Raw genomic sequence first — 23,769 nt, forward strand, 5'->3', positions numbered from 1 at the left:
GATATTTATAAACAGTTCTTCGCCGTGCCGAAGTGGTGGAATTGGTAGACACGCTAGGTTCAGGGTCTAGTGGAGGTTTCTCCGTGGAAGTTCGAGTCTTCTCTTCGGCACCAAATTTCTGAAAAAGCCGCAACAGATGTTGCGGCTTTTTTGTTTTTTTACAGACAGCCCAAAAGAAAACCCTTGACCCAACCACCCTTCAATGCTTATGGCTTCTCCAGTCCGTCCATATCCGGTTGTTTCGGGTCCAAAGAGACCCGGATGTTTATAGCAAGGACAGTGTACCTGAAGTCGTACTCCGTCCTTATGTGACGATGACCCTGAAACCTAATAAAGAGATTGGGACCAGTTATGCAGGCAGTTCGCCTTGCTGTTTCAGGGAGAGTATGATCTGCCTTTGTTGTGTTTTTTACCCACCTTTTGTAGATCGAGATAACCGGACGGTCCCTCCAAAAATACCGGACATTTATTACGGTAGCTAAAAACCTCCCCTGCGATTAAGGGGCTGGTACTGCTTTATTTTTTCACCCCATTTCCGCAAGACCGGAACACCCCCGGATCAGACCGCATGTGCGGTTTGCTGATTCGTGTTGCTGTACTTTTGCCAGTGATAACAAACGCCCCGATTTAATATATCCGGACCAGCTGAAACGGGAATAAACACGCGTACAGCCAAATGCTGCGCGCGCCTGTGTTTTTTTGCCCTTTTAATACAACTTTTTTATTTTCACTACATCCTAGAGAGACAGATAAATCATGGAAAAATTCAGAAACCTCGGCCTTTCCGACACTATTATTGAAGCCCTTGAAAAAAAAGGCTTCACTGAACCCACCCCTATTCAGGAAAAGACCATCCCCATGCTCCTTTCCGGAGAAAAGGATATTGTCGGCCAGGCTCAGACCGGAACCGGTAAAACCGCAGCTTTCGGCCTTCCCATAATTGAAAACATACGCGACGGAGCCAACCATGTTCAGGCCATTATCCTGACACCGACCCGAGAACTGGCCCTGCAGGTTGCGGATGAAATCATTTCTTTCCGCGGCAAGCGTAAAGTATACGTAGCCACCGTTTACGGTGGGCAGCCCATGCTCCCGCAGCTGAAAGCCCTCAAGCGCGGCGCGGATATCGTAGTCGGTACTCCCGGCCGTGTGCTGGACCATATCCGCCGCGGCACCCTTGACCTCTCACAGATCAACAACTTCGTGCTCGATGAAGCTGACGAAATGTGCAACATGGGCTTCCTCGAGGAAGTTTCCGAAATTATGGAAAATGCCGGCGAAAACCACCGAACCCTGCTCTTTTCCGCCACCATGCCTCGTGAAGTAATGAATATCGCCAAGAAATTCATGGGCGACTACGATGTTATCGCAGTTAAACGCGAAAAAGACGAAGCACCGCTGACCGAACTGATTTTCCACGAAGTAAACGAACGTGACCGCTTTGAAGCTCTCTGCCGTGTTGTTGACGCACAGGCTGAATTTTACGGACTGGTCTTCTGCCGCACCCGCGCCGATGCAGACAACGTTGCCGGAGCACTGGGAGAACGCGGTTATCCTGCAGAACCCATTCATGGAGATCTTTCTCAGGCCCGCCGCGAAGACATCCTCAAACGTTTCCGCAACCGCCGCTGTAAAATCCTTGTTGCAACCGATGTTGCCGCCCGCGGCATCGACGTGCCGGACCTCACACATGTAGTCAACTTTGCCCTGCCGCAGGATCCCCAGAGCTTTGTTCACCGCGTGGGCCGCACCGGACGCGCAGGCAAGAAAGGTGTTGCAGTTACCCTTATCTCCCCACGCGAATTCGGCAAGCTTCGCTACATCACCAAAGTAACCAAGCTCCGCATAGACAAGAAACCGCTGCCGACCATCGATCAGGTCATAGATGTTAAAAAATCCCGTATGGGTGCTGAACTCAGCGAAATTGTTGAATCAGGTGAGCATCTTTCTTATCTCGACCTTGCCCACGAACTGCTTGAGGGAGTTGATCCCATTGAAGCTGTAGCCGCACTGCTCAAGCACTCTCAGGGCAGCGTTCTTGATAAACGCAGCTACCATAAAATCGAAGAATGCGGAGGCCCCAACGCCAACCGCGGTCGGGTACGTTTCACCGCCCACATTGGCCGGGCACACGGCATGACTCCGCGCAAGCTGGTGGACATGATCTGCCGCCGTTCCCGCATCAATCCCGTACGCATTCAGCATGTAAAGATTCAGGGACGCCAGTCCACCTTTACTGTTCCTGCAGGCGATTCCGACAACGTGATGAGTTCCGTGAACAGAGCGTCCAATAACGAAAGACCTTTGCTCAGAAAAGGCTAATATCCAGCTCGCTGCAGTTTAGTCTTATTTCGGTTAAGAACCCGATATAAAAATGCCCCCGGAACCATGTTCCGGGGGCTTATCTTATTATTCAAGTCCCATTCCCGGATGGTGAGCGGGATAACCCATTTCATCTTCATGGCAGACCGTGCAGGTTCCGGCGGCCCCAATTGGCTGAGCTTCGCCCATGTATTGCAGAGGACGCAGATTGTCTCGTTCATCTGTTGCCGGGAAGACAGCATGCGGCGCATTATGGCAGGCCGCACACATCACGGCATCCATTTCATCCCTGCGGTTGCGGAAAAGACCTGCCTTGTCTGCAGTCCATTCATTAAAGGCGGAATCCGACTCAGGAGCACCGAATTCCACATGACAGGTCAGACAATCGGGCTGTTGATCATGGGGCTGACGGGCATGTATTTCATCCAGACTGAACTCAACCGGAGTAATCAACTTCATAAGCCTTGTGGCCACAAGCTTCTGCTCTTCACCCTTAAGCAGGGCAAGGGCATGGTTTTCCATTACCCCGTGACAATTCACGCACTCCATCCCCGCATCAACATGCACTCCGCGCAGGCTCTCCTGCGGATGGCAGGACATGCAGGCATCGTTGGATTTTCCAGACAGATAAACTGCATGAAAACCGTGCAGGACCGTTGACAGATTAAGCTGCATCTCTCCATCATGGCATCCCATGCAGTCGATCACTTCGCTGTTCTTCAGCCGTTTCCTGAAATCAGTATTGTTATCCCGGTCATGAACAGTAACTATGTCCGCTGCAGTCTGCGCTGAGAACCCTCCCTGTTCGGGGAAATTCCAACCACCGCCATGACACTTATTGCAGCCCGGACGGGTAGAAACAGGAAGCACAATAGTTGTTGCGGCGAGGACATTTCCATCCGCGTCAACAGCCTGCACATCCAAAGGAGGCAGAGGCTGGTACCCTTCCATGGTGTAAGGCAGTATCTCAAGGGGAGCGGACTGGAAGTACCCGTCTTCAGGACTCAATTCGAAAGTTTCATCCATGCCCTGCGGCTTGCAGACTATTTTCACATCATCAGTAACTATTTCCGGAGAATCCCCACGCAAAATGAGCTGCGCACGGACAATGCTGCCCTTGTCGGAAATAGTCATGGTCCGGTCTTTATCAATGATCAGGCGCAGGCCCTCCAACGGCCAGGCCATGAGCACATATTCCTGCTTCGGATCGAAAGACGCAGCTGTAAGCTCAGATTCCTCCGTTGCAGGCAAGGCAGGATCTTTTTGCGGTCCTAAGGAATAGATATAATCCGCCAAAGCCGAGCGTTCCTGAGCTGTGCCAAGGAATTCCGGCATGTATCTGTTCAGTTTTCCCATGCCGGAAATAAACGCATCCAGCCCGGCAGCAGTGTATTTTGATGTCCGGGGAACTATATCATTCATGGGACCATTTACTGCGTGACAAGGCGCACACTGCATCTGATAAAGCCATGATCCGGCTCTTAAGCGGTTTTCAGGGCTGATTTCGCGTAAATCCTGAGGCACCCATTTGGAATTTTGCAGGATGGATTTACCTTTCAGTTCTTCGGCCTGTTCTACAGTTATATTGGTTGAATAGACCTCCCCCCAAATAACAAAGGGCTTACGTCCTGCTTCGCGTATGAATTCAAATGATCCGTAAAAAAGAAGGGCAACCACCAGCATGACCATAGCCGAGCTGAAATTCACCCTTCGCGGAGCACATACAGCCATAAACAGTCCGCCGATAAGAATAACCGGGGTAGTGTACTTAAAAATCTGTATGAAAAAAGCGACCCGGTGGGATTTGTGGACCACCAGCATGGCCTGCTCTGCAGGCAGAGAGTTCAGGTACCAGTAACCGGATAAAACGGTCAGTATCAATCCGGTCAGGGTCCATATTCCGCAGAAACGGACCAGCATGCAGCGCAGGCTCCTTTCCTTGATCCGTGCGGCAGTCACAAAACCGAATAACCCGGCCAGCATTCCGCAAAGAGCAGTGCGGAAAAAGAGCGCCGGCCAGAAAGTGGGATTAAATATGGCATCCCAGAAATTTCGGGTTTCCTGCCACACACCGGGGGTAAGCATGAAAGAAACAACACCGTTAATGGTCAAAAGAGAAAGGAATGCGAAAAGAAAATAAAACCAACCAATAATCAGGTGATCGCGGCGGTTCATTTTTTCCCAATAATAGTAATAGATGAGCAATGCCACAATCTCGCCCACAAACCAGACCCATTCAGTTGCCCACGCAAATAGAAATTCACGCACCAAGACAAGAGTCCCCTGCGGACTGAGCAAGGCCATTATGAACCAGAGAGCCACCCCGCTTCCTCCGCCGAAAACCATGGTCAGCAGCAGGAAAAATTTGGAATGTTTTTTCACATAATCAAGCAACTCACTGGAACCGGTGCTGTATGCCAGCTTTTCAGTCACAACCAGAAAAAGTCCGCCGCCTACAGCGAATTGGGCTACAAAAACATGCAGGGTCGCAATCAGCGCGATCCAGAAACCGCCACCGAAAGTTGTCAGGTGCCAGATTGGATATTCCATCATTAACTCCTTTCAGCTCTGCGCATGAGTTTCAACATGTAGACGATGCAGAATCCGCCCACTATCAGTGAAGCAATGAATAACATGAAAGGTTCCCACTGCCCGGAGACAGGGGCTGTATCAAGGGTAAAATAAGGTTCAAGATATTTCTGCCGGACAAGGTGACGCATGGTTGCCATTACCGGAACAATAAAAACAGTTGCTGCCGTGGCAAAGTAGACGTTCTTAGTGAATCCGGCATGAAGCATGCCGAATGTTGCCAGCAGTCCTACACAAAGCAGAACTGTGGCAGATAGGTTTCCACCCATGAATATGAGCATTACATCTCTGGGCAGGGCCAGCAGAAACCAGCAGCCCATCCCCACGTTCACAAGTGTAGAACGCGAGAACCACTTCATGCCCGTACCTTCAATATCGGAATTACCTTTGCGCTTACCCACAAGAGCCACAAAAAGTCCGCCCACAGCCAGTGCGGATACGGCAAAATGCATGAACCGGGGATAAAGCACCGGATCATGAAGATTGAGGACAAATCCGTGCGGATCATTGAAATACTCTGCCCAGACTTCGGGCCGCAACATCAGGGTCATTTTATTGGAAAGCATGAAAGCGATGTAAGAAATCATTGCCAGCACAGCCAGCATCAGAATCTTGCGGCCACCTTCCCCAAGCTTTTCGTAGCGGTAATTATGAATGTAAAGACCGTAATAACCACAGATAAGCGCAGCTATGACTGCCAGCCAGAAGACTGCCATAAGTATGGAAGAGACATAGCTGAATTGACCATAGACCGCCTGCAAAAAAAGCAGAGGCGGCACTCCTGCATTGATGGCAAGAGCCAGCAGGGTCGGCAGTTTGCGGGAAATATTTCGCGAAACCGGGGTGCCGCCGGAAAGTGAATGGATAAAAACAATGGTAGCCCCGCCGAAAAAAGCATTCATAAGCAGCAGGTGGGCAGAAAAAGTTATGATTGAGAGCGTTACCGGCCAGATGGGATTTACAGAAATACCAATGGCAGCCGGAACCAGTGCAGACGGAGTCATGGGTTCTCCCTGATTAAATTTCAAGTTTTGCTCTATATAACAGGAGAAATCATCCTTAACAATTAGAAACCCCATTATGATCGGATTGAACCTCCCCCTCTTCTCTGCCTATATCCATGAACCGGAAACTGTTTTGCCACCATTTTACAATTTATTTACGATTTAACAAAAAAAGTGCTTGCCAAAGCCGGCTGAAATACATAAACATCTCTCTACCGAGTGCCGAAGTGGTGGAATTGGTAGACACGCTAGGTTCAGGGTCTAGTGGAGGTTTCTCCGTGGAAGTTCGAGTCTTCTCTTCGGCACCACTCGTAAACAAAGAAAGCCGCAACAAATGTTGCGGCTTTTTTCGTTGTTACCCCTAAGCCCTTTTCCCATCTAAAAGTGAAGCCCTCTCTCCATATTTCTAATGGAAAGATTTCATCATTCATGTATACTTCTCACCTAACCCCAAAAGGAGAAACCAAGATGAAAAAACTCAGTTCCCAAAAGATAGTATTTTCCCTATTGATCGCAGCCTGCATACTTTTTCAGGTTCCTGCGGCTTCGGCCTTCAGCCTCAATGACCTTTCTTCTTCAGCTGAAACAGCAAAAAGCGCAGCGGAAGGAGCCAGCCTGCTTGACCGGGCCAAGAATGTTTATTCCGGCTTCTATGATTCCACAGAGAACCTCGTTGATGCACAGACCGTAACCATGAGCCTGCTTAACCCTGATGAAGGAGCCGCCCTCACATCCAAACTGGGCGACATCAACTCCGGCTCAACCTTCACAAGGCTGGTCAATCTGGTTGGGTTATCCGAAAGTATGGATGCGGAAACCACCAGCGCCTCCCTGACTTCAAAACTGACCAAAATCATCACGACTCCTGACAGTTTCGGAAAAGCTAAAAAAGTCTACGACCACGCTTCCACAGCTTATACTTCAGGAAACAACTCAGTAAGCGAAGCCAAGACCCTTTACACAGAAATCAAAGATTTTATCGCTTCCCCCTCATCCAAGGGGATCAGCGATACCTTGCTCTCCGGGCTGGGTAATTACTCTGACAAAATCCTGCCCTTTATCATTGAAAATGGTCCGGAAAGAGTAAAAGCCGCCGCCCAGATTGCCGAAGCTTTCAAAGGCTTTTTGTAGAAAGCCCTAAGGCTCTTCAGAATCCCTATCAGTAAGTAAAACAGCCCTGTTTGCCATTTGGCAAACAGGGCTGTTTTTTAATATTTAATTCGCCAATTTTAATTAAAATATCCATCCCTTTTCAAATCAGTAATCAGCCTTTCACACATGGCTGCCCGGTTCAGACTGTATATATGTACTCCGGGTGCGCCCTTATCCAGCAAGCCGGCAATCTGTTTACGCGCAAACTCAAACCCGAAATCCATGACAGCTTCATCCCCGCCTTTTTCAAAAGCCTTCTCCACCCCGCAATAGAGATCACCGGGGATGGACGCCCCGCACAGGGACATAATCCGGCGCAGGGAACTCAAGGACTGAATAGGCAACACGCCGGGAATAACCGGACGCTCAATACCCAGCGCTCCAAGCCGATCCACGTAATCGAAGTAGACTCTGTTATCAAAAAACAGTTGAGTCATGGTGAAATCAGCCCCTTTGGCAAGTTTGGCATGATGAAATTCCAAATCCCAAACCAGCGAAGGGGAATCAGGGTGCCCGCCGGGGTATCCGGCCACGCCGATGCCGACATCGGAAAATTTGCCGTCCACATACTCTACCAGATCAGATGCATGAAAAAAACGGCTTTGGTCATCACCGGTTGAACCGGCCACCCCGTCTCCGCCAAGGGCGAGAATATCCGTAACCCCGGCATCCACCAGATCGGACACAAAACCGTCAATGGATTTTTCGCTGGCTCCCACACAGGTCAGATGGGCCAGAATATCAATACCCATATCCTTTTTCAGCAGCGAACAGATATCAAGTGAATTGTCGTGACTGGTGCCCCCCGCTCCGTAAGTGACTGAGGCAAAAAGGGGATTCAACCCGGCCAGCCTCTCTGCCCGTTCCAAGAACTTGGGCCATGTGGATTTATCCTTGGGAGGAAAAAATTCAAAAGAAAAAAACTGTTCTGCTTTATTGATATTCTGTGCCACCTGCATTTTTACTCTCCATTTTAATATGCTTGCCTCCCGGACCGCAGGCACGGTCCAGGAGAATATTTATGTTAATCTATTTAATCTTAAGGCGTACTGTTTCCGCAGCCTGAACCATATTTTTCAGGGCCGGAATAACCTCATCCCACTTGCGGGTCTTAAGTCCGCAATCCGGGTTTACCCAGAGCCTTTCCGCAGGGATGACTTCAAGCGCCTTTTCGAGCAGCAGAGCCATGTCGTCTGCTGCCGGAATTGCCGGGCTATGGATGTCATACACTCCGGGGCCGACCTCATTGGGATAGTGAAACTGCTTGAAGCTACCCAAAAGCTCCATACGGCTGCGGCTGGCTTCAATACTGATTACGTCGGCATCAAGCGCTGCAATTGACCCCATGATTTCGTCGAATTCGCAATAGCACATGTGGGTATGAATCTGGGTCGCATCATCCACGCAGGATGAAGAAAGACGAAAACACTCCTCTGCCCACTTCAGATATTCAGCCTGCTCCGACTTACGCAGGGGCAGACCTTCACGCAGGGCCGGTTCGTCAATCTGGATTACTTTCACCCCGCTCTTTTCAAGATCAGCCACCTCGTCACGGACAGCCAGTGCAATCTGGCGGCAGGTTTCACTGCGCGGCTGGTCATCACGGACAAAACTCCAACAAAGAATGGTCACCGGACCGGTGAGCATGCCCTTGACCTCACGCTCGGAAAGGGAACGGGCATAGTTGATCCACTCCACGGTAATGGGGCCGGGACGGGAAACATCCCCAAAAATGACCGGAGGCTTCACACAGCGGGAACCGTAACTCTGCACCCAGCCATTGGAAGTGAAGCAGTAACCGTCAAAATTCTCCCCGAAATACTCAACCATGTCGTTGCGTTCTGGTTCACCGTGGACCAGCACATCAAGACCGATCTCTTCCTGACGGCGGATGCAATCTTCAATGTAGCCGCGCATGAATTTTTCGTAATCAGCACGTTCAATGCGTCCGCTTTTAAATCCGCTTCTGGTGGAGCGCACTTCCGAAGTCTGGGGAAAGGAACCTATGGTGGTTGTTGGCAGCAGGGGGAACCCAAGACTGCGCTGTATCTCTGCCCGTTGCTCATAAGCGGACTTGCGGTGGTAATCTTCAGGTTTCAACGCAGCCAATCTCTTGGCGACCTCGGGATTGTTCACCTTAGGACTGACTTTGCGGCTTTCAAGAATCCTGCGGTTCTCCATGAGTGCTTCTTCGACATCCTGACCGGAAACAGCATCAGCCACGGTTCTGACTTCCGCGCATTTCTGACGGGCAAAAGCCATCCAGCTTTTGATTTCCGCATCCAATTCTGTCTCCAGATCAAGATCAAAGGGGACATGCAGAAGTGAACAGGACGGAGCAACAAAAATCCGGTCCTCGCCAAGGGCAATGGCGGCTTTGTTCACAGCTGAAACGGCTTTATCAAGATCCGCACGCCAAATATTCCTGCCGTCCACTACGCCGAGGGAAAGACTCATGTTCCCGGCAATTTTTGCAAGCAAGGGTTCAAGATCCTGTCCGCCGCGCACAAGGTCCACATGCAACGCATCGACAGGCAAGGCGGCAACCGTTTCGAGATTCTCACCCAGCCCGCCAAAATAGGAAGCAACCATAACCTTGGTACTTGCAGCCGCTTCCTTGAAAGTGCGGTAAACCGGTGCAAAGAGCCTGCGTACATTTTCGTCAAGATCAAGAGCCAGTACAGGCTCATCAAATTGAATCCATTCGCACTTGGCTGAAAGTTTTTCAATAAGTTCCACATAAACCGGGAGCAACCCTTCCAGCAGGTCCAAGCGGTCAAATTCCTGATCCGCACATTTACCGAGCAGTAGAAAAGTCAATGGTCCCGGCAGCACCGCCTTGATTCTGTGATCCTGCGAAGCCGCCTCATCCACCTGTTGCAACAGGGATTCATCGGCAAGAAAGAACTTCTGGTCACGACAGAACTCAGGGACAATATAGTGATAGTTTGTATCAAACCACTTGGTCATTTCCATGGCTGCAACACCGTTTTCCCCGGCTTCGCCACGGGCCATCCTGAAATAATCATCAAGTGATGCATTGCGGCCTGAAATATTATATCTTTTCGGAATAACGCCGAAGCGCACGGCATTATCAAGCATATGGTCATAGTAGGAAAAATCACCAACCGGAAGAATGTCCACTCCGGCTTTCTTCTGGTCTTGCCAGTGCAACGCGCGCAGTTTTTTGGCAGTCAGGGAAAGATCGTCCCTGCCGGCATCGCCTTTCCAGTAGGATTCCAGTTTCTTCTTTAATTCACGGTTACTACCCATTCTGGGATAACCCAAGGTGTGCGTCAGCATTATACTTCTCCATGTTTGCAGTGTCCGCTTTCTGCGGCGGGATGTGCCATCCCTTTTTTCCGTACCTGTTCGCGAGGTCCGGCCACTAATTTCTGCAGGACGTCTTCTGGCTTCCGGGTCTCTTGGACGCACAGCATCAGATCTTCCCGTTAAGATAACAGTGGGCTGATACCATTTCGATTGAATTACCCGGTTACAGCAGCGCGCCTGCGACGGATTTTCACCGTCTTCCGTTTCCTGCAGATTTTCACAACTCAAGTTCAATATATAAAAATATTGTTATATAGTGATAAACAAATGACACTCTTCATCATCGAAGTCAAGCGCTAATGCAAACTTGATTAATCCAAATGAAACAAAACCCGGCAAGCGGAAAAGACTGAACCTGCTTGTTCTGAGAACATAGGCAAACGCACAAAACAAAAAAACCGGAACCAGCGTATATCTAAATACGCTTAGTTCCGGCTTTTATTTCAGCAATGCCACAGTTGGTGCTTTATCGGCACCTGAAGCTGTGAGATAAAACTCAGAGCTGTAGATAAACAGCCAAACAGTCCGAAAGGTCTTTCCTCGACTTGTTGGGACTATTCGCAATCATTCACATTAAATTTTTCACGGAAACTGCCGTTGGCAGAAGGAAACTTAATCAAAGCTCCCTTAACCAGACAACGCCCGACAACATCCAGTCCTTCGCGATCCTGGCTTACTGCCATTCCCCGCCAGAGGAAAGTTTTCATACCCTCGGATTCAGGGGTCATCAGATAGATGCGTACGGTATTGTCGACGCGGGGGGCATCAGCATCCTTGACCACACCGATTTCGGAATTGGTTTTGCTGATGTAATCATATTCATAGGCTTCCCTTTTGTAGGTAACGCCTCTTTCCATAAAAGCTTTGGAGCCGAAATTGACCAGCACGACAAAATCAGGAGAAGCAGGATCATAACGGAAGCCCTTGGACTCCAGCTCAAGTTTGGCGGAGTTCAGAAGGATAGCTTCAAGATCCTTCTTTGATTCACTTTTCTGCTTGAAAGCAAAAGTTTTAAGCTTGCTGAAATCAGTCCCCTCAACGGGCTTGTTTTCAACATCCATATTCACATAAACACACCCGGAAAGCATCATCCCGAGCAAAGCAAAGACAACTAGTAACTTCCTCACCTCAATCTCCTGACTTTATATGTTACGGCTTCCCCTGAAAAAACAGCCGTATTAAAATTTTTATTACAATTTCCTATAGCTTAAGCATTTAACTTTTTTAGCCGCTTTAGCCAAGAGTTAAAACAAATTCAACTACGGAAAAAATAATTCACTTGAATTAAATTCGATCATAGTGTCCTCTACCCATGGGGAGGTACTTATGAATACACTATCAGACAGGCGTAAACATCCTCGTATTGAGCTTAGCTCAATCAACAATTTTTTCCGGCAATGTGATATTGCAGCGTCATCTGCAACAGGCGACTTTGATATTACCATACTGAATATTTCCACTGACGGTATGAAGTTCACCCTTAATTCCGGGAACGATACAGGAAAACTGCAACAGAATGACGAAATTTTTATCCGTGGATGTATTTTCAATAACAATATAGGCTTTCTGAGCAGCCAGAAAGCAGTGGCCGTCTGGCAGGAAGACAAGCTTTTCGGGGTAAAATTTACTCCGGCCCTTGATCTTGATGAAACAAGCCTTACTGCTATGATGAAGTAACCGCAATCAAGACTGCCACCCACCCTCTCTTTCAATAAATCCGATAAATTGGTATCCTCAACTTTGTGAGTAAGCACGAAAACAAAATAATCGCATGGGTCGGCAATATCTTCTTCCGCACCGGAATGGACAGGCTGGGTTACAAAACAGTCCCTATTCCTATTACGGGCCAGCAGGTATTAACCTGGCAGGATATTCTGGATAAAACAGTAACGGAACCATTTGCTGTGGTCTATGCTGACCGCTCAATCGCCCCTCCCCTTGCCGGGGTGGAAAACTTCCCCTGCCTGACAATTTTCCATTGCATTGATACCCATATCCATAGCTGGTACCCCATCTATGCACAGGGATTCGACATCTGTCTGGTCAGCTTGAAAGACCATCTTGACCGTTTCAAACCACGTCTGAAAGAATCACGCCTGCTCTGGTTCCCCCCCGTACCCACGGATTATGATGTCCCCTCTGAAATGGAAAAAGAATGGGACCTGCTCTTCGTGGGCACCGTAGATGCCGAAATTACTCCGCAAAGAAAAAAATTCCTCGATGAAGCAGCCAAAAAAATTCCGGGACTGCATATCACTAAAGGCAAGTTCCGACACCTCTTCCCCAAAGCAAAGGTGGTGCTCAACATAGCAGAGCGCGGCGATCTCAATTTCAGGGTATTCGAAGCACTGGCCTGCGGTGCCTGCCTGCTGACCCCAAGAATTGAACAGGGACTCTTTGACCTCTTTGAGGACGGGGTCCATCTGATGACTTACGAACCGAACAGCGTTGCAGATCTTGTGGAAAAACAGAATCTGTTGCTTGCAGACGACGATTTGCGGGAGCGCATTGCCCGGCAAGGCAACGAACTGATTGAAAGTTCGCACCGAATCATTCACCGGGCCAGAACCCTGCACAATGTCATCTCTGAAATGAATGTTGAAGCAGCCGTCAGCAATCGCCTGAAAGCCGCCCCGGAGTTACGCCGCAACTTCCTGAAATCACTTTATCTGCACTGGGCCGCAGAGATATGTAACCCTGAACTTCAAAAAATTTATCTGGAAGCAGCTAAAAAATGAGAGTTTTTTAAAGAAGATTCTGCAGGACTATAACCTTGCTGCCCATTCCGTTATGACGAGAAAAGAACAGGAAACCTCTCTGCCCGCTCTTGAAACAATAAAAAAGAACTCCCACGAAGCTTTTTCGGGGAGTTCTTTTTATTTGTAAATCAAACTTTCAACCTCTCCAGCCCCTGAGCTAGATCAGCCTTTAAATCTTCAACATCTTCCAGCCCGATATTGAGGCGGAATATGGTTTTGCCCTCGTAACCGAAAGGATTTGTGCGCCGGAATTTTCCTCCGGTAATCAAACTCTTATAACCTCCCCAGCTGTAACCGAGACCGAAGAGGGCCAGATTATCCACAAATAGAGAATGATCAATATTCTCGTACTCTTCCTTGAGAGTGAAAGCAAAAAGGCCGCTCGAACCATTATAATACTTTTTCCAAAGCTCATGCTGGGGGTGACTTTCGAGAGCCGGATGGATGACCGATTCTACCATGTCATGCTTTTCAAGCCACTTGGCAACCTCAAGAGCGGACTCTTCATGCGCCTTCAGCCGAACCTTCAGAGTCCGTAAACCGCGCAACCCTTGATAGCAATCTTCCTGCGCTGCATATACTTCAAAAAGACCGCAACACTTGTTAAAAGCCGCCCAGCTCTGTTCATTTGTGGAAACCGTGCCCAGCAGGATATCCGAATGCCCGGTTATATACTTGGTGCAGGACTGGATGGATACATCCACACCGTGCTTAAAAGGATTGAAATACAAAGGGGTAGCCCATGTGTTATCAATTACCGAAACAACTCCTTTTGCACGGCATTCTGCTGTAATGGCAGAGATATCCTGAATCTCAAAAGTGTTGGATCCGGGGGATTCCATAAAAAGCAGCTTTGTGTTTTCGCGAATATATCCGGCAATCCCCACGCCTGCGTCAGAAGATAAATATTCTGTTTCAACACCGTATTTTGCGAGAAAGCCATCACAGAAACGACGTGTCGGGCCATATACATTATCACAAATCAGGATATGGTCTCCCTGTTTTGTATAAGCCATAAGGACCATAGCGATTGCGGCAATTCCGGACTGAAATGCCCTGCAGCCGTGCGCCCCTTCCAGCTCCAACATGGCGACTTCAAAAGCCTTCTGTGCGCTTAGTCCGCAGGTTCCGTATTCTATGCCCTCAAACTCACCCTTATTCGCTTTCAGCATATCGGAATAGGAATCAAAAATAACCGTGGAAGCCCGGTGCAGGGGAGGATTAATGGTATTTATAATTTGCAGCGCCTCAGCTTTACCTGCATTGACCAGCCTGGTGGAAATATCTTTCATGGGAACTCCTTGTTGTTTCTGGCCCAAAATATAAAACGGGGAACTGGAAAAACAACCAGTTCCCCGCAATTTTTAATATTTATTCAGACAATTCCAATGGCGATGCGGCCATGCCCTGACAAAACCAGAGAATCTCCTGCTAAAGATCCTCCGGCTTTAGGAAAGGCCGTCGGTAAAACCACCGGTAAATTTCTTATTGCATTTTCTCAAGCTCCGCTTCAATCAACTCAAGCGGAAAATCCTCACGCACAACAGCTTTGCCCAACATATCAAGACCGACAATGACCACCGCACCATGTTTGACCTTCTTGTCTTTCTTCATGAGTTCCATGATTCGGGCAGGCTCGATATTGAGTTTGCCGGTGGCAAGACCGAGCTTGTCCATGAGCTTCTCATGAAACTCAAGGTCCCCGGCAGATAGCATTCCTGCTTTATGACAGGCCCGGGCCACGATACGCATACCCCAGCCGACGCACTCGCCATGGGAAATCTTGTACCCTGCAAAAGTCTCAATGGCATGGCCCACAGTGTGACCATAATTGAGAATACGGCGCACCCCGCCTTCCTTTTCGTCACGGATCACAACATCGGCCTTGATCTCACAGCATCTGGCCACGACTTTAGCCATGACATCGCTATCTAACCCCCGGACCTTTTCCGCATTGGCGGACAGGTATTCCACCAGATCACGGTCAGCGATAAATGCTGTCTTGACTACTTCGCCAAGCCCGCTGAGAATTTCCCGTTCAGGCAGAGAGTTAAGGGCTGAAATATTGGTATAAACCCGCTTGGGCTGGTAGAACATACCGCAATAATTCTTCCAGTGCCGGATATTCACCGCCACCTTTCCGCCAACAGAAGAATCCACCTGTGAAAGCAGAGTAGTTGGCACCTGCACGAAATTAATCCCGCGCATATAGCTCCCGGCAACATAACCGGAGAGATCACCGACTACGCCACCTCCAAGGGCGACGACTACATCCTGACGGGTAATCCCTGCCTCAAGCATGGCTTCAAGCAACGATCCGAACACATCAAGCGATTTGCTGTTCTCCCCTGCTGGGACTGTCAGCAGCAGGGGGTCAACATCCGCAAGCGCAAGCTTTTCGACCAGATCATGGCCGAAAAGCTCGCGGGTATTTTCATCGCAGATAACTACCGGGGTATATCCGTATTTCCGTGTTTTAAGATCCGCTACAACTTCATCCATGACGGAGTAGCCCACGCTGATCTCATAGGAATTATCGAACTCCCCGCGCAGTTCAACTTTGACCTTCGGCATTAATCTTCCCCGGCCAGCACGCATTCCTGCTGACGCAGGGATTCTTCGTGGATGTACTGGAATATACGGAGCATGAAGTGCTCATCCATGCCGCGGGCAACCCCTTCACGGGTACGTTTTTCAACAGTTTTTTTCCACTGAGCAGGCTGCAGGAGAGCGATGCCGCGCTCACATTTCATCTTACCGATCTTGCGGCCAAGAGCCATGCGCTCGGCAAGAAGCTCAACGATGGCATCATCAATTTCAACAAGACGGGTGCGTTTGCTTTCCATCTTCAGGGCAAATTCTTCATCTTCTGCAACAGCATGCTTAACTTCAAGCCCGGCAAGCACTTTACCGAGATCTTCGGGTGTGAACTGCTGTTTGCTGTCACTAAGAGCTACATCCGGATTGATGTGGGATTCAATCATCAGGCCGTCAAAAAGAAGGTCAAGGGACTTCTGGGCCACAGCAGGAATCAATTCACGCTTGCCGCAAAGATGGCTGGGGTCACAGATGATAGGCATGCCTTCAGTACGGCGGCGCAGTTCAATAAAAATTCTCCAGTTGGGAGCGTTACGGTATTCACTGGGGCGGGCGGAAGAAAAACCGCGATGAATGGCACCGAGTTTCTTGACCCCGGCTTTGTTGATACGCTCCAGAGCACCAAGCCAGAGCTCCACGTCAGGGTTGATGGGGTTCTTGACCAGTACCGGGATATCGGTCCCCTGCAAGGCATCGGCCATGGCCTGTACAGCAAAGGGGTTTACTGTGGTTCTTGCACCGATCCAGATCAAATCCACACCGTACTTAAGGCAGAGTTCGATGTGTTCGGGGGTGGCTGTTTCACAGCAGATAGGCAGACCGGTTTCCTCTTTTGCTTCAACCAGCCATTTAAGACCTTCCTCGCCCATTCCCTCAAAACATCCTGGACGGGTACGGGGTTTCCAGATTCCGGCGCGCAGGAGGTGAACACCCTTATCTTGAATTCCTCGCGCGGTTTCAAGAAGCTGCTCACGGGACTCGGCACTGCAAGGTCCGGCAATAATCAATGGTCCGTCGTTATTGAATCCCCAAGAATCCAAACCGGTTACATCAAGTTGTACGCTCATGGAAATAACCTCCGTAATATTTGAAGTTGATAAGAAATCCAGGCCGGTTTGATGGCGCTAAACGGGATAACTGCAAGATTGAAATCTGAATATAACAGACAATGCAGAAAACAGCAGAAAAAAAACGGCCGGAGTATAAGGTAAGTATAAAACACGGGAGAGACTAAAGTCCCACGTGATCTAAACAAGTTGTGAATGAAGTTGGACTATATATCCTGCCGGGGAGGCAGGTTTCGGCAAGACCCGGTCGGCGTTTGCTGGCGCAAGCCGTCCGAAATTTCCGATCAGTCTCGATATCCCATAACACCACTGGGGTACGGCGTAAATACTCAATTTAATCCAACCCGTTTTTTTCATACTATCTTAACAAAACCATTTATTGATATTGACTTTGAATTTCATTGTCACTAAAAGTCTGGTTAACGGTTTCAAACCTGATTATACATCCAAAAGGAGAAAATTATGCCCAAATCACTGATCGTTTACGGTTCAACCACTGGAAACACTGAAACAGCGGCAGAATATGTAGCCGAAAGTTTAAAAAACAAGAATTTCGAAGTGGAACTGAAAAATGTAACCGACGTAAGTATTGCCGAACTCGGCAACGGCTACGACATTGTGATCTTCGGTTGCTCCACCTGGGGTGACGATGAGATTGAGCTGCAGGATGACTTCATTCCCCTATTCGATTCTCTTGAAGACGCAGACCTTAAGGGCAAAAAAGTTTCCGTATTCGGCTGCGGGGACTCCAGCTATACCTTTTTTTGCGGTGCTGTAGATGCCATTGAAGAAAAACTGGAAAAAATAGGTGCGATAGTCATCGGAGACAGCCTCAAAGTTGACGGTGATCCGGAACGAGCCGCAATAATTGAATGGGGTAGAGAAATAGCTGAGAAACTCTAAGTACTCCCTAGCAAAAAGAACCAAAAAACAAGCCCCCGGACCATAACGGTACGGGGGCTTGTAAAATATTATCGCTAAATAGACGGTCTAATTTTCACCGGCCAATGCGCGCTGAACCGAGACTTCAAGCATGGTTTTCTGCAGACGGATACTTTTAGTATTGCTGTTGAGCACGTCTTCGGTCAAAGAGCGCAATTTATCCACAGATTCCAGAGAAGCTGTGATGATGAGTTCTGTGGGAATAAGACCTTCGGAACGGATCATCTCCAGAACGTTTTCCAGCTTGTGGGAAAGTTCTTCAATGACACTTAATTTGAGCAGGTTAGACCCTGCTTTAATGGAATGGGCGTCCCTGAAAATGGAATTGATCAGTTCCGGGGTCAAATCCGCGGTACTGTTTTCCAACTGCAAAAGACCGGTCTCGATATTATCGAGCCGTTCAAGGGTCTCATCCCGAAATATATCCAGTAATCTGTCGCCAGTACTCATTTTATATAAATAGGTTCCACTCGCCATCTGGCAAGGGTTAAAAATCTGCTTACAACTCCCAACAGGAGCACTGTACGGGTTCTGCCCTAACCCTGAGCTTTCGTCAACAAAATGTAACTTAAAACCCAAATTCGTATCTCCCACGGTCGGGCTTTCCTTTTTTGCAGCAAAATTCTACACTGCCGCCCTCAACCTTGAGGCAGCAACAAAAAACAAGCTTCTATATCTTTCCTTATATGATATTTTTAATCAAGTATAGTGCGGAGTTAAACAAATGGCTTTGATGAGTGTAAGCGACGTTTCCATGTCCTTCGGTGGTCCCCTGCTACTGGACAAAGTCTCCTTCCAAGTGGAAGAAGGTCAACGAATCTGTATTGTGGGCCGTAACGGTGAAGGCAAATCCACCCTGCTCCGGCTTATGAGCGGCGATCTCTTACCCGATAGCGGAAACATTTCTTATCAGAAAGGAGTCAGCGTTGCCCGCCTTTCACAAAAAGTCCCGGAAGTTTTAAAGGGTACCGTTTTTGAAGTCGTTGCCGGAGGCCTCGGTGAACTTGGCGAGGCTCTGACCAGTTACCATACAGTAAGCCTTGAGGTTGCCAATGGCGGCGATGTTGCCAAACTTTCCGAAGTGGAAGAAACCATGGAAAAACATGGAGGCTGGGAAGCCCTGACCACCATTGAAATGGTCATTTCCCGGCTCTCGCTCAGTGCGGAGATGCGCTTTGAGAATCTTTCCGGTGGTCTGAAAAGACGAGCCCTGCTTGCCCGTTCACTGGCCTCCAAACCGGACGTCCTGCTGCTGGACGAGCCTACCAACCATTTGGATATTGACTCTATCGCATGGCTGGAAGAATTTATCGTCAAGAACATCCGTACCCTGATTTTCATTACTCACGACCGTATGTTCCTGCGCAAAATAGCAACCCGCATAATTGAGCTTGACCGCGGCAACCTCGCGGACTGGTCCTGCGATTACGACACTTTCCTCAAACGCAAGGAAGACCTGCTTGCTGCCGAAGAAAAGAACAGGTCTGAATTCGACAAAAAGCTGGCCCGTGAAGAAGTCTGGATCAGGCAGGGCATCAAAGCCCGCCGCACCCGTAACGAAGGCCGGGTACGTGCCCTGAAAAAACTGCGCGAAGAGCGCAGACAGCGGCGTGAGCGGACGGGAAAGGCCACAATTGAAATTCAGGAAGCTTCCCGCTCCGGTAAAGTAGTAGCCGAAACGGTCAACGCTTCCTATTCATGGGACGACAAACCAATTTTCAAGGACCTCAACGCCACCATCATGCGCGGTGACCGCATCGGCATCATCGGGCCCAACGGTGCTGGCAAGACAACTCTGATTCAGGTACTGCTGGGCAACCTGAAACCGGATGCCGGCAGTGTAAAACTTGGCACCAAGCTTGAGATATCATATTTCGACCAGCACCGCGAACAGCTTGACCCTGAAAAATCAGTTCGAGATTCAGTGGCCGACGGCAATGACACCGTTACCATCAACGGACGCAATAAACACGTCATGGGTTATCTCAAGGACTTCCTGTTTTCCCCGGACCGGGCCAACTCCCCGGTCAGTGTCCTTTCCGGCGGGGAGCGCAACCGTCTGCTTCTGGCAAGGCTTTTTACCAGACCATCCAACCTGCTGGTAATGGACGAACCCACTAACGACCTTGACGCCGAGACCCTTGAACTGCTTGAAGACCGAATCATGGAATATCCCGGCACAGTAATTATCGTCAGCCATGACCGTGCATTCCTGAATAACGTGGTCAGCGGAACTCTGGCCTTTGAGGGGAATGCTCAGGTCAACGATTATGTCGGTGGATATGATGACTGGGTACGTCAGCGTCTGCAGCCGGTGGAGGAAACCAAATCCAAGGCTCCCAAACCCAAACCGAAAAAGACTCCGGACGCCCGGCCGGAAAAACTGAGCTACAAAGAGCAGCGAGAATTCGAAGCTCTTGAAGTGGAAACAGTAGAACTTCCTGCTAAAATTGAAGAACTCGAAACAACCATAGAAAACATGCAGTCCCAGATGGCTGATCCTGAATTCTACAAGAAATCCGGAGAAGAAATGGCCGCAGCCCAAGCCGAACTTGAAGCTCTCGAAGCCGAGCATGAAACAACATTCGAACGCTGGGAAGAAGTGGAAGAGAAGTTGGAAGAATATCGTAAACGCACGGGACAGATTTAATTAAACTTCGCAATAGCTTTAAAACTGAGGGACTAAAGCAATTATAAAAGTTATTGTAAAAAGTCTCACACTTGCCATATTCAAACCCTAAGCGTAAATAAACCATATGAAATCCAAAGCGACTTCTCCTTTCTGGATGCCTGTTTATGCATTTCTTATGACTATTGTAGTCGGTGGATTGCTGCTTAAGCTTGATATATGCCATCCGGGAAGAGAAATTTCATTTATTGATGCCGTGTTCACTGCCACCTCTGCTGTTTGCGTTACCGGGCTGGCGGTGGTGGATACCGGTTCATTTTTCAGCCGAACGGGACAAAGTGTGATACTGGCCCTGATTCAGCTTGGCGGGCTGGGCATTATGACTTACGCCAGTCTGGTTATTTACCTGCTGGGCAAGAAAGTCAGTGCCTCGGACCGTATTGCGGTCAGCCAGACTCTGATCCACGATCCTTCGTTTAATATCGGAAAATTCATTGTCGGCGTGGTCACGGCGGTGCTCTCCATTGAAGCTCTTGGCGCACTGCTTTTGCACCACATGGACCCGATCGGTTTCTATCCCTTTTCGGCAGTATTTCATTCCATATCGGCATTCTGTAATGCCGGATTCTCACTCTATCCCGACAGCCTGACCACGTGGAAGGATCATCTAGGCATCAATACAGTCTTCATGGTCCTGATCATTATGGGCGGACTGGGTTTTTACGTCATGACCGAACTGTGGCAGAAATTAATAAATTTCATACGCAGAAAAGAAAGCGAAATCACAGCCCACGCATTGAGCTGGCATACCCGCATTGTGCTGGAAACCACGGTTTTCCTGATCATAATCGGCGGGCTGTCCATATTTTTTGCCGAGAGCTTCAAAATCCACGTAATCGAGGGTGCGCAGGTCAACAAGCTAGCGGCCCTGTTCCAGTCCGTAACCTGCCGTACCGCAGGGTTCAACACTGTGAACATTTCCGGAGTGACCAATATTTCCCTGCTGGTCATGATCGGACTTATGCTCATCGGAGGGTCACCGGGATCATGTGCAGGTGGCTTGAAGACCACAACCTTCCGAACGTGGCTGGCATTCATCATTTCCAAGATCAAAGGGCATTCACAGGTCAAGGTAGGCTGGTACGCACTCTCCGAGGAGAGCGTCAACCGCGCATTGACTCTTTTAACCATTGCCAGTGTGATTCTCGGTTCTGCTATCATTCTGCTGAGCATCACTGAAGGAAGCCACCTGCCGCACAGCGAAGTTCGCGGGAACTTCATTGAAATAACCTTTGAAGCCATTTCTGCTTTCGCAACGGTAGGACTTTCCACAGGAGTAACCCCGGGCTTGAGCGGACCGGGAAAATCCATCATAATAATTCTGATGTTCGTAGGAAGACTTGGTCCGGTCTGGCTGCTGACAGCAATCAACAGCTGGCAGCGCGAGCCTCGCTACAAATTGCCTGAAGATGACTTACCGCTTGGATAACCTTCGACGGCCCTGCGGAATTGAATAAAGACCCGCAGCCTTCTGCACTCCCGAGTAGTAATTTGCTGCCGGAGGCATTACATTAAAATATATTTAAAGAATGAACTTACCCATATTTGGGTGCGCGGGTACATCATAGATTCAAAACGGCGAAACCCAGATATTTTTTTAGGGGTAAGTCCTCAGGGACCGCCGGAGGTATAAAGATATGACAGAAGAAAAAATAGAAGTAGGCGTTATCGGTCTTGGTAAATTCGGTCTTGAACTGGCTTTGAATCTTCGCAAGCTGGGTCATAATGTTGTTGGCATTGATTCCAGCGAAGAAAAGGTCAAGGCAGCCAAGCCATACATCGCGCAAGTTTTCCAAGCGGACGGAACAGACCAGAAAACTCTGGAACAGCTGAGCTTTCAGGATTTCAACTACGTGGTTGTTTCAACCGGCGATTCACTGGAGGCAAGCGTTCTGGTGGTCCTCAATCTGCAGGAAATCGGAGTCAACAAAATCTGGGTCAAAGCAATAAGTGTCGCACATAAAAAAATCCTCAATAAAATGGGCGTGGATTATGTTGTATTCCCTGAACATTTCGCGGCCAAACAGCTGGCGCACAAGCTTGCCACTCCGGGGATGGTTGAGTACCTGTCCATGGGTAACGACATCCTGATAAAAGAACGACAGGTCGCGGACTGGGCCGGAAAAAACCTCATAGACCTGAACCTGACCAACAATTATCAGGTGCAGGTAATTGCCATCCGCAAAAACGGTTCCGAAGAATTGAATTTCGTACCCAAGGCCAATGAACCGCTTGATGAAAATGATGTGTTGATCATGATCGGTTCCCGGGAACACCTATTGAAACTACCGAAACCTTAAAAATCAGCATCAACATTGTAGATATCTTTTTCTATTTCCTTCATCTGCATATCCTCTTCCTCAAGGGCAATCATACGGTCACGTATTTCATGGGTCTTTTCAATGGCATCATCAAGTTCCACCCCGGCTGCGACCTGCATCTTGCGCAATAGATTGAGGATGTCGCTACGCAGGGTATCGCCGTTCTCGCCGCCCCCCATTTCGCGGAGCATGGTTTCATCTTCTTCGGTCTTTTTGATCAGGTAACGACAGAATTTCTGAGCTTCCTGAACCCCGCGATTCTTTTCAAGACACATGGTCAGATATCGGAAACAGTTCTCCCAGTCCCCGGACTCATAGTGGGTACGCGCGATGTTGAAAAATAAATTTTCATCGCTACTGTCAAGATCGACACCGCGGTTGTAGTACTGCAGGGCCTCGCGATACATGCCGTTTTTGCGCATGGATATACCGAAATCATTGAACATATGCTTATGCTCGGTGGCAAAAGCTGACTTGAGCTGAAGAACTTTTGCAAACACTTCCTGCGCCCGCTCCACATCCCCTTTCTCAAGGTAAGTCATACCCAGCCCGAAAGTAGCCCGGACATTCTTCTCGTCAACAGCCAGCGCGTCTGCATATTCCATTTCCGCGCTGTAAAGTTCGCCCTGTTCCCGGTGGGATTCCCCCCGGCTCAACCGGGCATCCTGCTGTTCCATGGCCGGGCGCACATGTTGCTGGTAGTAATCAAGTTCAAGGGTATAATGCGCTGCAAATTCACCACTGCCGATAATACGGGGATCACCCGTAGGGACCCGATGTTCATTCAGGAGCAGCAATTCAAAACTGTCATCATCCACCTTTGTAGCCAGCCAGTATTTCTTGCCCTTTATTCTATGCGAGTCAGACCGCAAGGAAACGACTGTCACAAGAGCTGATTCCTCTTCGGTTTCCTGCTCGGCAGGAGGAGTATAGTCAAAGAATGATGAATCTCCGCTCATTGTTTAAGCCTCCGGTGATCCTGCATAAAGAGGA

General features: G+C 48.9%; 18 protein-coding genes, 2 tRNA genes and 1 riboswitch. Of the genes, 10 read left to right on the forward strand and 10 right to left on the reverse strand.

What is annotated here, in order from left to right:
• The first annotated feature begins 26 nt into the window (after positions 1 to 26).
• Both ACKU41_RS07945 and ACKU41_RS07950 read left to right on the forward strand, forming a co-directional pair.
• A tRNA-Leu gene (locus ACKU41_RS07945) sits at positions 27 to 113 on the forward strand.
• A 643-nt stretch (positions 114 to 756) separates the two neighbouring features.
• The gene (locus ACKU41_RS07950) at positions 757 to 2,322 is read left to right on the forward strand and encodes a DEAD/DEAH box helicase (protein ID WP_319780864.1); all 1,566 of its coding nucleotides are present in this window, start codon (positions 757 to 759) and stop codon (positions 2,320 to 2,322) included.
• Between the two features lie 87 nt (positions 2,323 to 2,409).
• On the opposite strand, the gene ACKU41_RS07955 is transcribed toward ACKU41_RS07950, so the two are convergent.
• Together ACKU41_RS07955 and ACKU41_RS07960 are read right to left on the reverse strand one after the other, a co-directional pair.
• The gene (locus tag ACKU41_RS07955) at positions 2,410 to 4,875 is read right to left on the reverse strand and encodes a multiheme c-type cytochrome (RefSeq protein WP_321404956.1); all 2,466 of its coding nucleotides are present in this window, start codon (positions 4,873 to 4,875) and stop codon (positions 2,410 to 2,412) included.
• Positions 4,875 to 5,915, reverse strand: a complete 1,041-nt coding sequence (locus tag ACKU41_RS07960) for a hypothetical protein (RefSeq protein ID WP_321404957.1) — start codon at positions 5,913 to 5,915, stop codon at positions 4,875 to 4,877. Before ACKU41_RS07960 ends, ACKU41_RS07955 begins: the two co-directional genes overlap by 1 nt.
• Positions 5,916 to 6,136: 221 nt before the next feature.
• Here ACKU41_RS07960 and ACKU41_RS07965 point away from each other — a divergent pair.
• Both ACKU41_RS07965 and ACKU41_RS07970 read left to right on the forward strand, forming a co-directional pair.
• Positions 6,137 to 6,223: transfer RNA gene (locus ACKU41_RS07965), tRNA-Leu, on the forward strand.
• Between the two features lie 160 nt (positions 6,224 to 6,383).
• Positions 6,384 to 7,046, forward strand: coding sequence for a hypothetical protein (locus tag ACKU41_RS07970; RefSeq protein WP_319780867.1), 663 nt, complete (start codon positions 6,384 to 6,386; stop codon positions 7,044 to 7,046).
• 98 nt (positions 7,047 to 7,144) lie between these two features.
• Here ACKU41_RS07970 and ACKU41_RS07975 read toward each other — a convergent pair whose 3' ends face one another.
• The 3 genes from ACKU41_RS07975 to ACKU41_RS07985 all read right to left on the reverse strand — a co-directional run bounded on the left by ACKU41_RS07975 (position 7,145) and on the right by ACKU41_RS07985 (position 11,527).
• On the reverse strand, positions 7,145 to 8,026 hold the full coding sequence (locus ACKU41_RS07975; protein WP_321404958.1) for a methylenetetrahydrofolate reductase: 882 nt from the start codon (positions 8,024 to 8,026) through the stop codon (positions 7,145 to 7,147).
• A 70-nt stretch (positions 8,027 to 8,096) separates the two neighbouring features.
• Positions 8,097 to 10,370: a 5-methyltetrahydropteroyltriglutamate--homocysteine S-methyltransferase gene (gene metE, locus ACKU41_RS07980; RefSeq protein WP_321404963.1), complete on the reverse strand. Its 2,274-nt coding sequence runs from the start codon at positions 10,368 to 10,370 to the stop codon at positions 8,097 to 8,099.
• Positions 10,371 to 10,448: 78 nt separating this feature from the next.
• Positions 10,449 to 10,643: riboswitch (cobalamin riboswitch) on the reverse strand.
• Between the two features lie 311 nt (positions 10,644 to 10,954).
• On the reverse strand, positions 10,955 to 11,527 hold the full coding sequence (locus tag ACKU41_RS07985) for a DUF4136 domain-containing protein (protein ID WP_319780870.1): 573 nt from the start codon (positions 11,525 to 11,527) through the stop codon (positions 10,955 to 10,957).
• A 199-nt stretch (positions 11,528 to 11,726) separates the two neighbouring features.
• On the opposite strand from ACKU41_RS07985, the gene ACKU41_RS07990 reads away from it, so the two are divergent.
• Both ACKU41_RS07990 and ACKU41_RS07995 read left to right on the forward strand, forming a co-directional pair.
• Entirely contained in the window at positions 11,727 to 12,077 is a 351-nt protein-coding gene (locus ACKU41_RS07990; protein WP_319780871.1) for a PilZ domain-containing protein, read from the forward strand.
• Between the two features lie 65 nt (positions 12,078 to 12,142).
• A complete protein-coding gene (locus ACKU41_RS07995; protein WP_321404967.1) occupies positions 12,143 to 13,138 on the forward strand; it encodes a glycosyltransferase in 996 nt (331 codons plus the stop codon).
• Positions 13,139 to 13,287: 149 nt separating this feature from the next.
• Here the strand turns inward: ACKU41_RS07995 and metC are convergent, their stop codons facing one another.
• From metC to ACKU41_RS08010, 3 genes are all read right to left on the reverse strand, one after another.
• Positions 13,288 to 14,451 carry a cystathionine beta-lyase gene (metC, locus tag ACKU41_RS08000; RefSeq protein WP_321404969.1) on the reverse strand — a complete coding sequence of 388 codons (1,164 nt, stop codon included), beginning with the start codon at positions 14,449 to 14,451 and terminating at the stop codon, positions 13,288 to 13,290.
• 193 nt (positions 14,452 to 14,644) lie between these two features.
• Positions 14,645 to 15,733, reverse strand: coding sequence for a 3-dehydroquinate synthase (gene aroB, locus ACKU41_RS08005; RefSeq protein WP_319780874.1), 1,089 nt, complete (start codon positions 15,731 to 15,733; stop codon positions 14,645 to 14,647).
• Positions 15,733 to 16,824, reverse strand: coding sequence for a bifunctional 3-deoxy-7-phosphoheptulonate synthase/chorismate mutase type II (locus ACKU41_RS08010; protein ID WP_321404970.1), 1,092 nt, complete (start codon positions 16,822 to 16,824; stop codon positions 15,733 to 15,735). The genes aroB and ACKU41_RS08010 overlap by 1 nt, the downstream gene beginning before the upstream one ends.
• 462 nt (positions 16,825 to 17,286) lie before the next feature.
• Between ACKU41_RS08010 and ACKU41_RS08015 the strand changes: the two genes are divergently transcribed.
• A complete protein-coding gene (locus tag ACKU41_RS08015) occupies positions 17,287 to 17,727 on the forward strand; it encodes a flavodoxin (protein WP_319780876.1) in 441 nt (146 codons plus the stop codon).
• Positions 17,728 to 17,814: 87 nt separating this feature from the next.
• Here the strand turns inward: ACKU41_RS08015 and ACKU41_RS08020 are convergent, their stop codons facing one another.
• On the reverse strand, positions 17,815 to 18,216 hold the full coding sequence (locus ACKU41_RS08020) for an Hpt domain-containing protein (protein WP_319780877.1): 402 nt from the start codon (positions 18,214 to 18,216) through the stop codon (positions 17,815 to 17,817).
• A 274-nt stretch (positions 18,217 to 18,490) separates the two neighbouring features.
• Here ACKU41_RS08020 and ACKU41_RS08025 point away from each other — a divergent pair, with 274 nt between their 5' ends.
• The 3 genes from ACKU41_RS08025 (at position 18,491) to ACKU41_RS08035 (ending at position 22,755) form a co-directional block, all read left to right on the forward strand.
• Positions 18,491 to 20,416, forward strand: coding sequence for an ATP-binding cassette domain-containing protein (locus ACKU41_RS08025; RefSeq protein WP_321404973.1), 1,926 nt, complete (start codon positions 18,491 to 18,493; stop codon positions 20,414 to 20,416).
• Between the two features lie 106 nt (positions 20,417 to 20,522).
• On the forward strand, positions 20,523 to 21,884 hold the full coding sequence (locus tag ACKU41_RS08030; protein ID WP_321404974.1) for a potassium transporter TrkG: 1,362 nt from the start codon (positions 20,523 to 20,525) through the stop codon (positions 21,882 to 21,884).
• A 208-nt stretch (positions 21,885 to 22,092) separates the two neighbouring features.
• On the forward strand, positions 22,093 to 22,755 hold the full coding sequence (locus ACKU41_RS08035) for a TrkA family potassium uptake protein (protein WP_319780880.1): 663 nt from the start codon (positions 22,093 to 22,095) through the stop codon (positions 22,753 to 22,755).
• On the opposite strand, the gene ACKU41_RS08040 is transcribed toward ACKU41_RS08035, so the two are convergent.
• Positions 22,752 to 23,735, reverse strand: coding sequence for a tetratricopeptide repeat protein (locus ACKU41_RS08040; RefSeq protein WP_321404976.1), 984 nt, complete (start codon positions 23,733 to 23,735; stop codon positions 22,752 to 22,754). The genes ACKU41_RS08035 and ACKU41_RS08040 overlap by 4 nt on opposite strands.
• Positions 23,736 to 23,769 lie beyond the last annotated feature (34 nt).

Origin of the sequence: Maridesulfovibrio sp. (genome assembly GCF_963678865.1) — a bacterium.
Lineage (GTDB): Bacteria > Desulfobacterota > Desulfovibrionia > Desulfovibrionales > Desulfovibrionaceae > Maridesulfovibrio.

Coding starts and splice junctions, on each gene's coding strand:
- ACKU41_RS07950 (WP_319780864.1), top strand. CDS start 757: ATGGAAAAATTCAGAAACCTCGGCCTTTCCGACACTATTATTGAAGCC.
- ACKU41_RS07955 (WP_321404956.1), bottom strand. CDS start 4,875: ATGATGGAATATCCAATCTGGCACCTGACAACTTTCGGTGGCGGTTTC.
- ACKU41_RS07960 (WP_321404957.1), bottom strand. CDS start 5,915: ATGACTCCGTCTGCACTGGTTCCGGCTGCCATTGGTATTTCTGTAAAT.
- ACKU41_RS07970 (WP_319780867.1), top strand. CDS start 6,384: ATGAAAAAACTCAGTTCCCAAAAGATAGTATTTTCCCTATTGATCGCA.
- ACKU41_RS07975 (WP_321404958.1), bottom strand. CDS start 8,026: ATGCAGGTGGCACAGAATATCAATAAAGCAGAACAGTTTTTTTCTTTT.
- metE (WP_321404963.1), bottom strand. CDS start 10,370: ATGCTGACGCACACCTTGGGTTATCCCAGAATGGGTAGTAACCGTGAA.
- ACKU41_RS07990 (WP_319780871.1), top strand. CDS start 11,727: ATGAATACACTATCAGACAGGCGTAAACATCCTCGTATTGAGCTTAGC.
- metC (WP_321404969.1), bottom strand. CDS start 14,451: ATGAAAGATATTTCCACCAGGCTGGTCAATGCAGGTAAAGCTGAGGCG.
- aroB (WP_319780874.1), bottom strand. CDS start 15,733: ATGCCGAAGGTCAAAGTTGAACTGCGCGGGGAGTTCGATAATTCCTAT.
- ACKU41_RS08010 (WP_321404970.1), bottom strand. CDS start 16,824: ATGAGCGTACAACTTGATGTAACCGGTTTGGATTCTTGGGGATTCAAT.
- ACKU41_RS08015 (WP_319780876.1), top strand. CDS start 17,287: ATGCCCAAATCACTGATCGTTTACGGTTCAACCACTGGAAACACTGAA.
- ACKU41_RS08020 (WP_319780877.1), bottom strand. CDS start 18,216: ATGAGTACTGGCGACAGATTACTGGATATATTTCGGGATGAGACCCTT.
- ACKU41_RS08025 (WP_321404973.1), top strand. CDS start 18,491: ATGGCTTTGATGAGTGTAAGCGACGTTTCCATGTCCTTCGGTGGTCCC.
- ACKU41_RS08030 (WP_321404974.1), top strand. CDS start 20,523: ATGAAATCCAAAGCGACTTCTCCTTTCTGGATGCCTGTTTATGCATTT.
- ACKU41_RS08035 (WP_319780880.1), top strand. CDS start 22,093: ATGACAGAAGAAAAAATAGAAGTAGGCGTTATCGGTCTTGGTAAATTC.
- ACKU41_RS08040 (WP_321404976.1), bottom strand. CDS start 23,735: ATGAGCGGAGATTCATCATTCTTTGACTATACTCCTCCTGCCGAGCAG.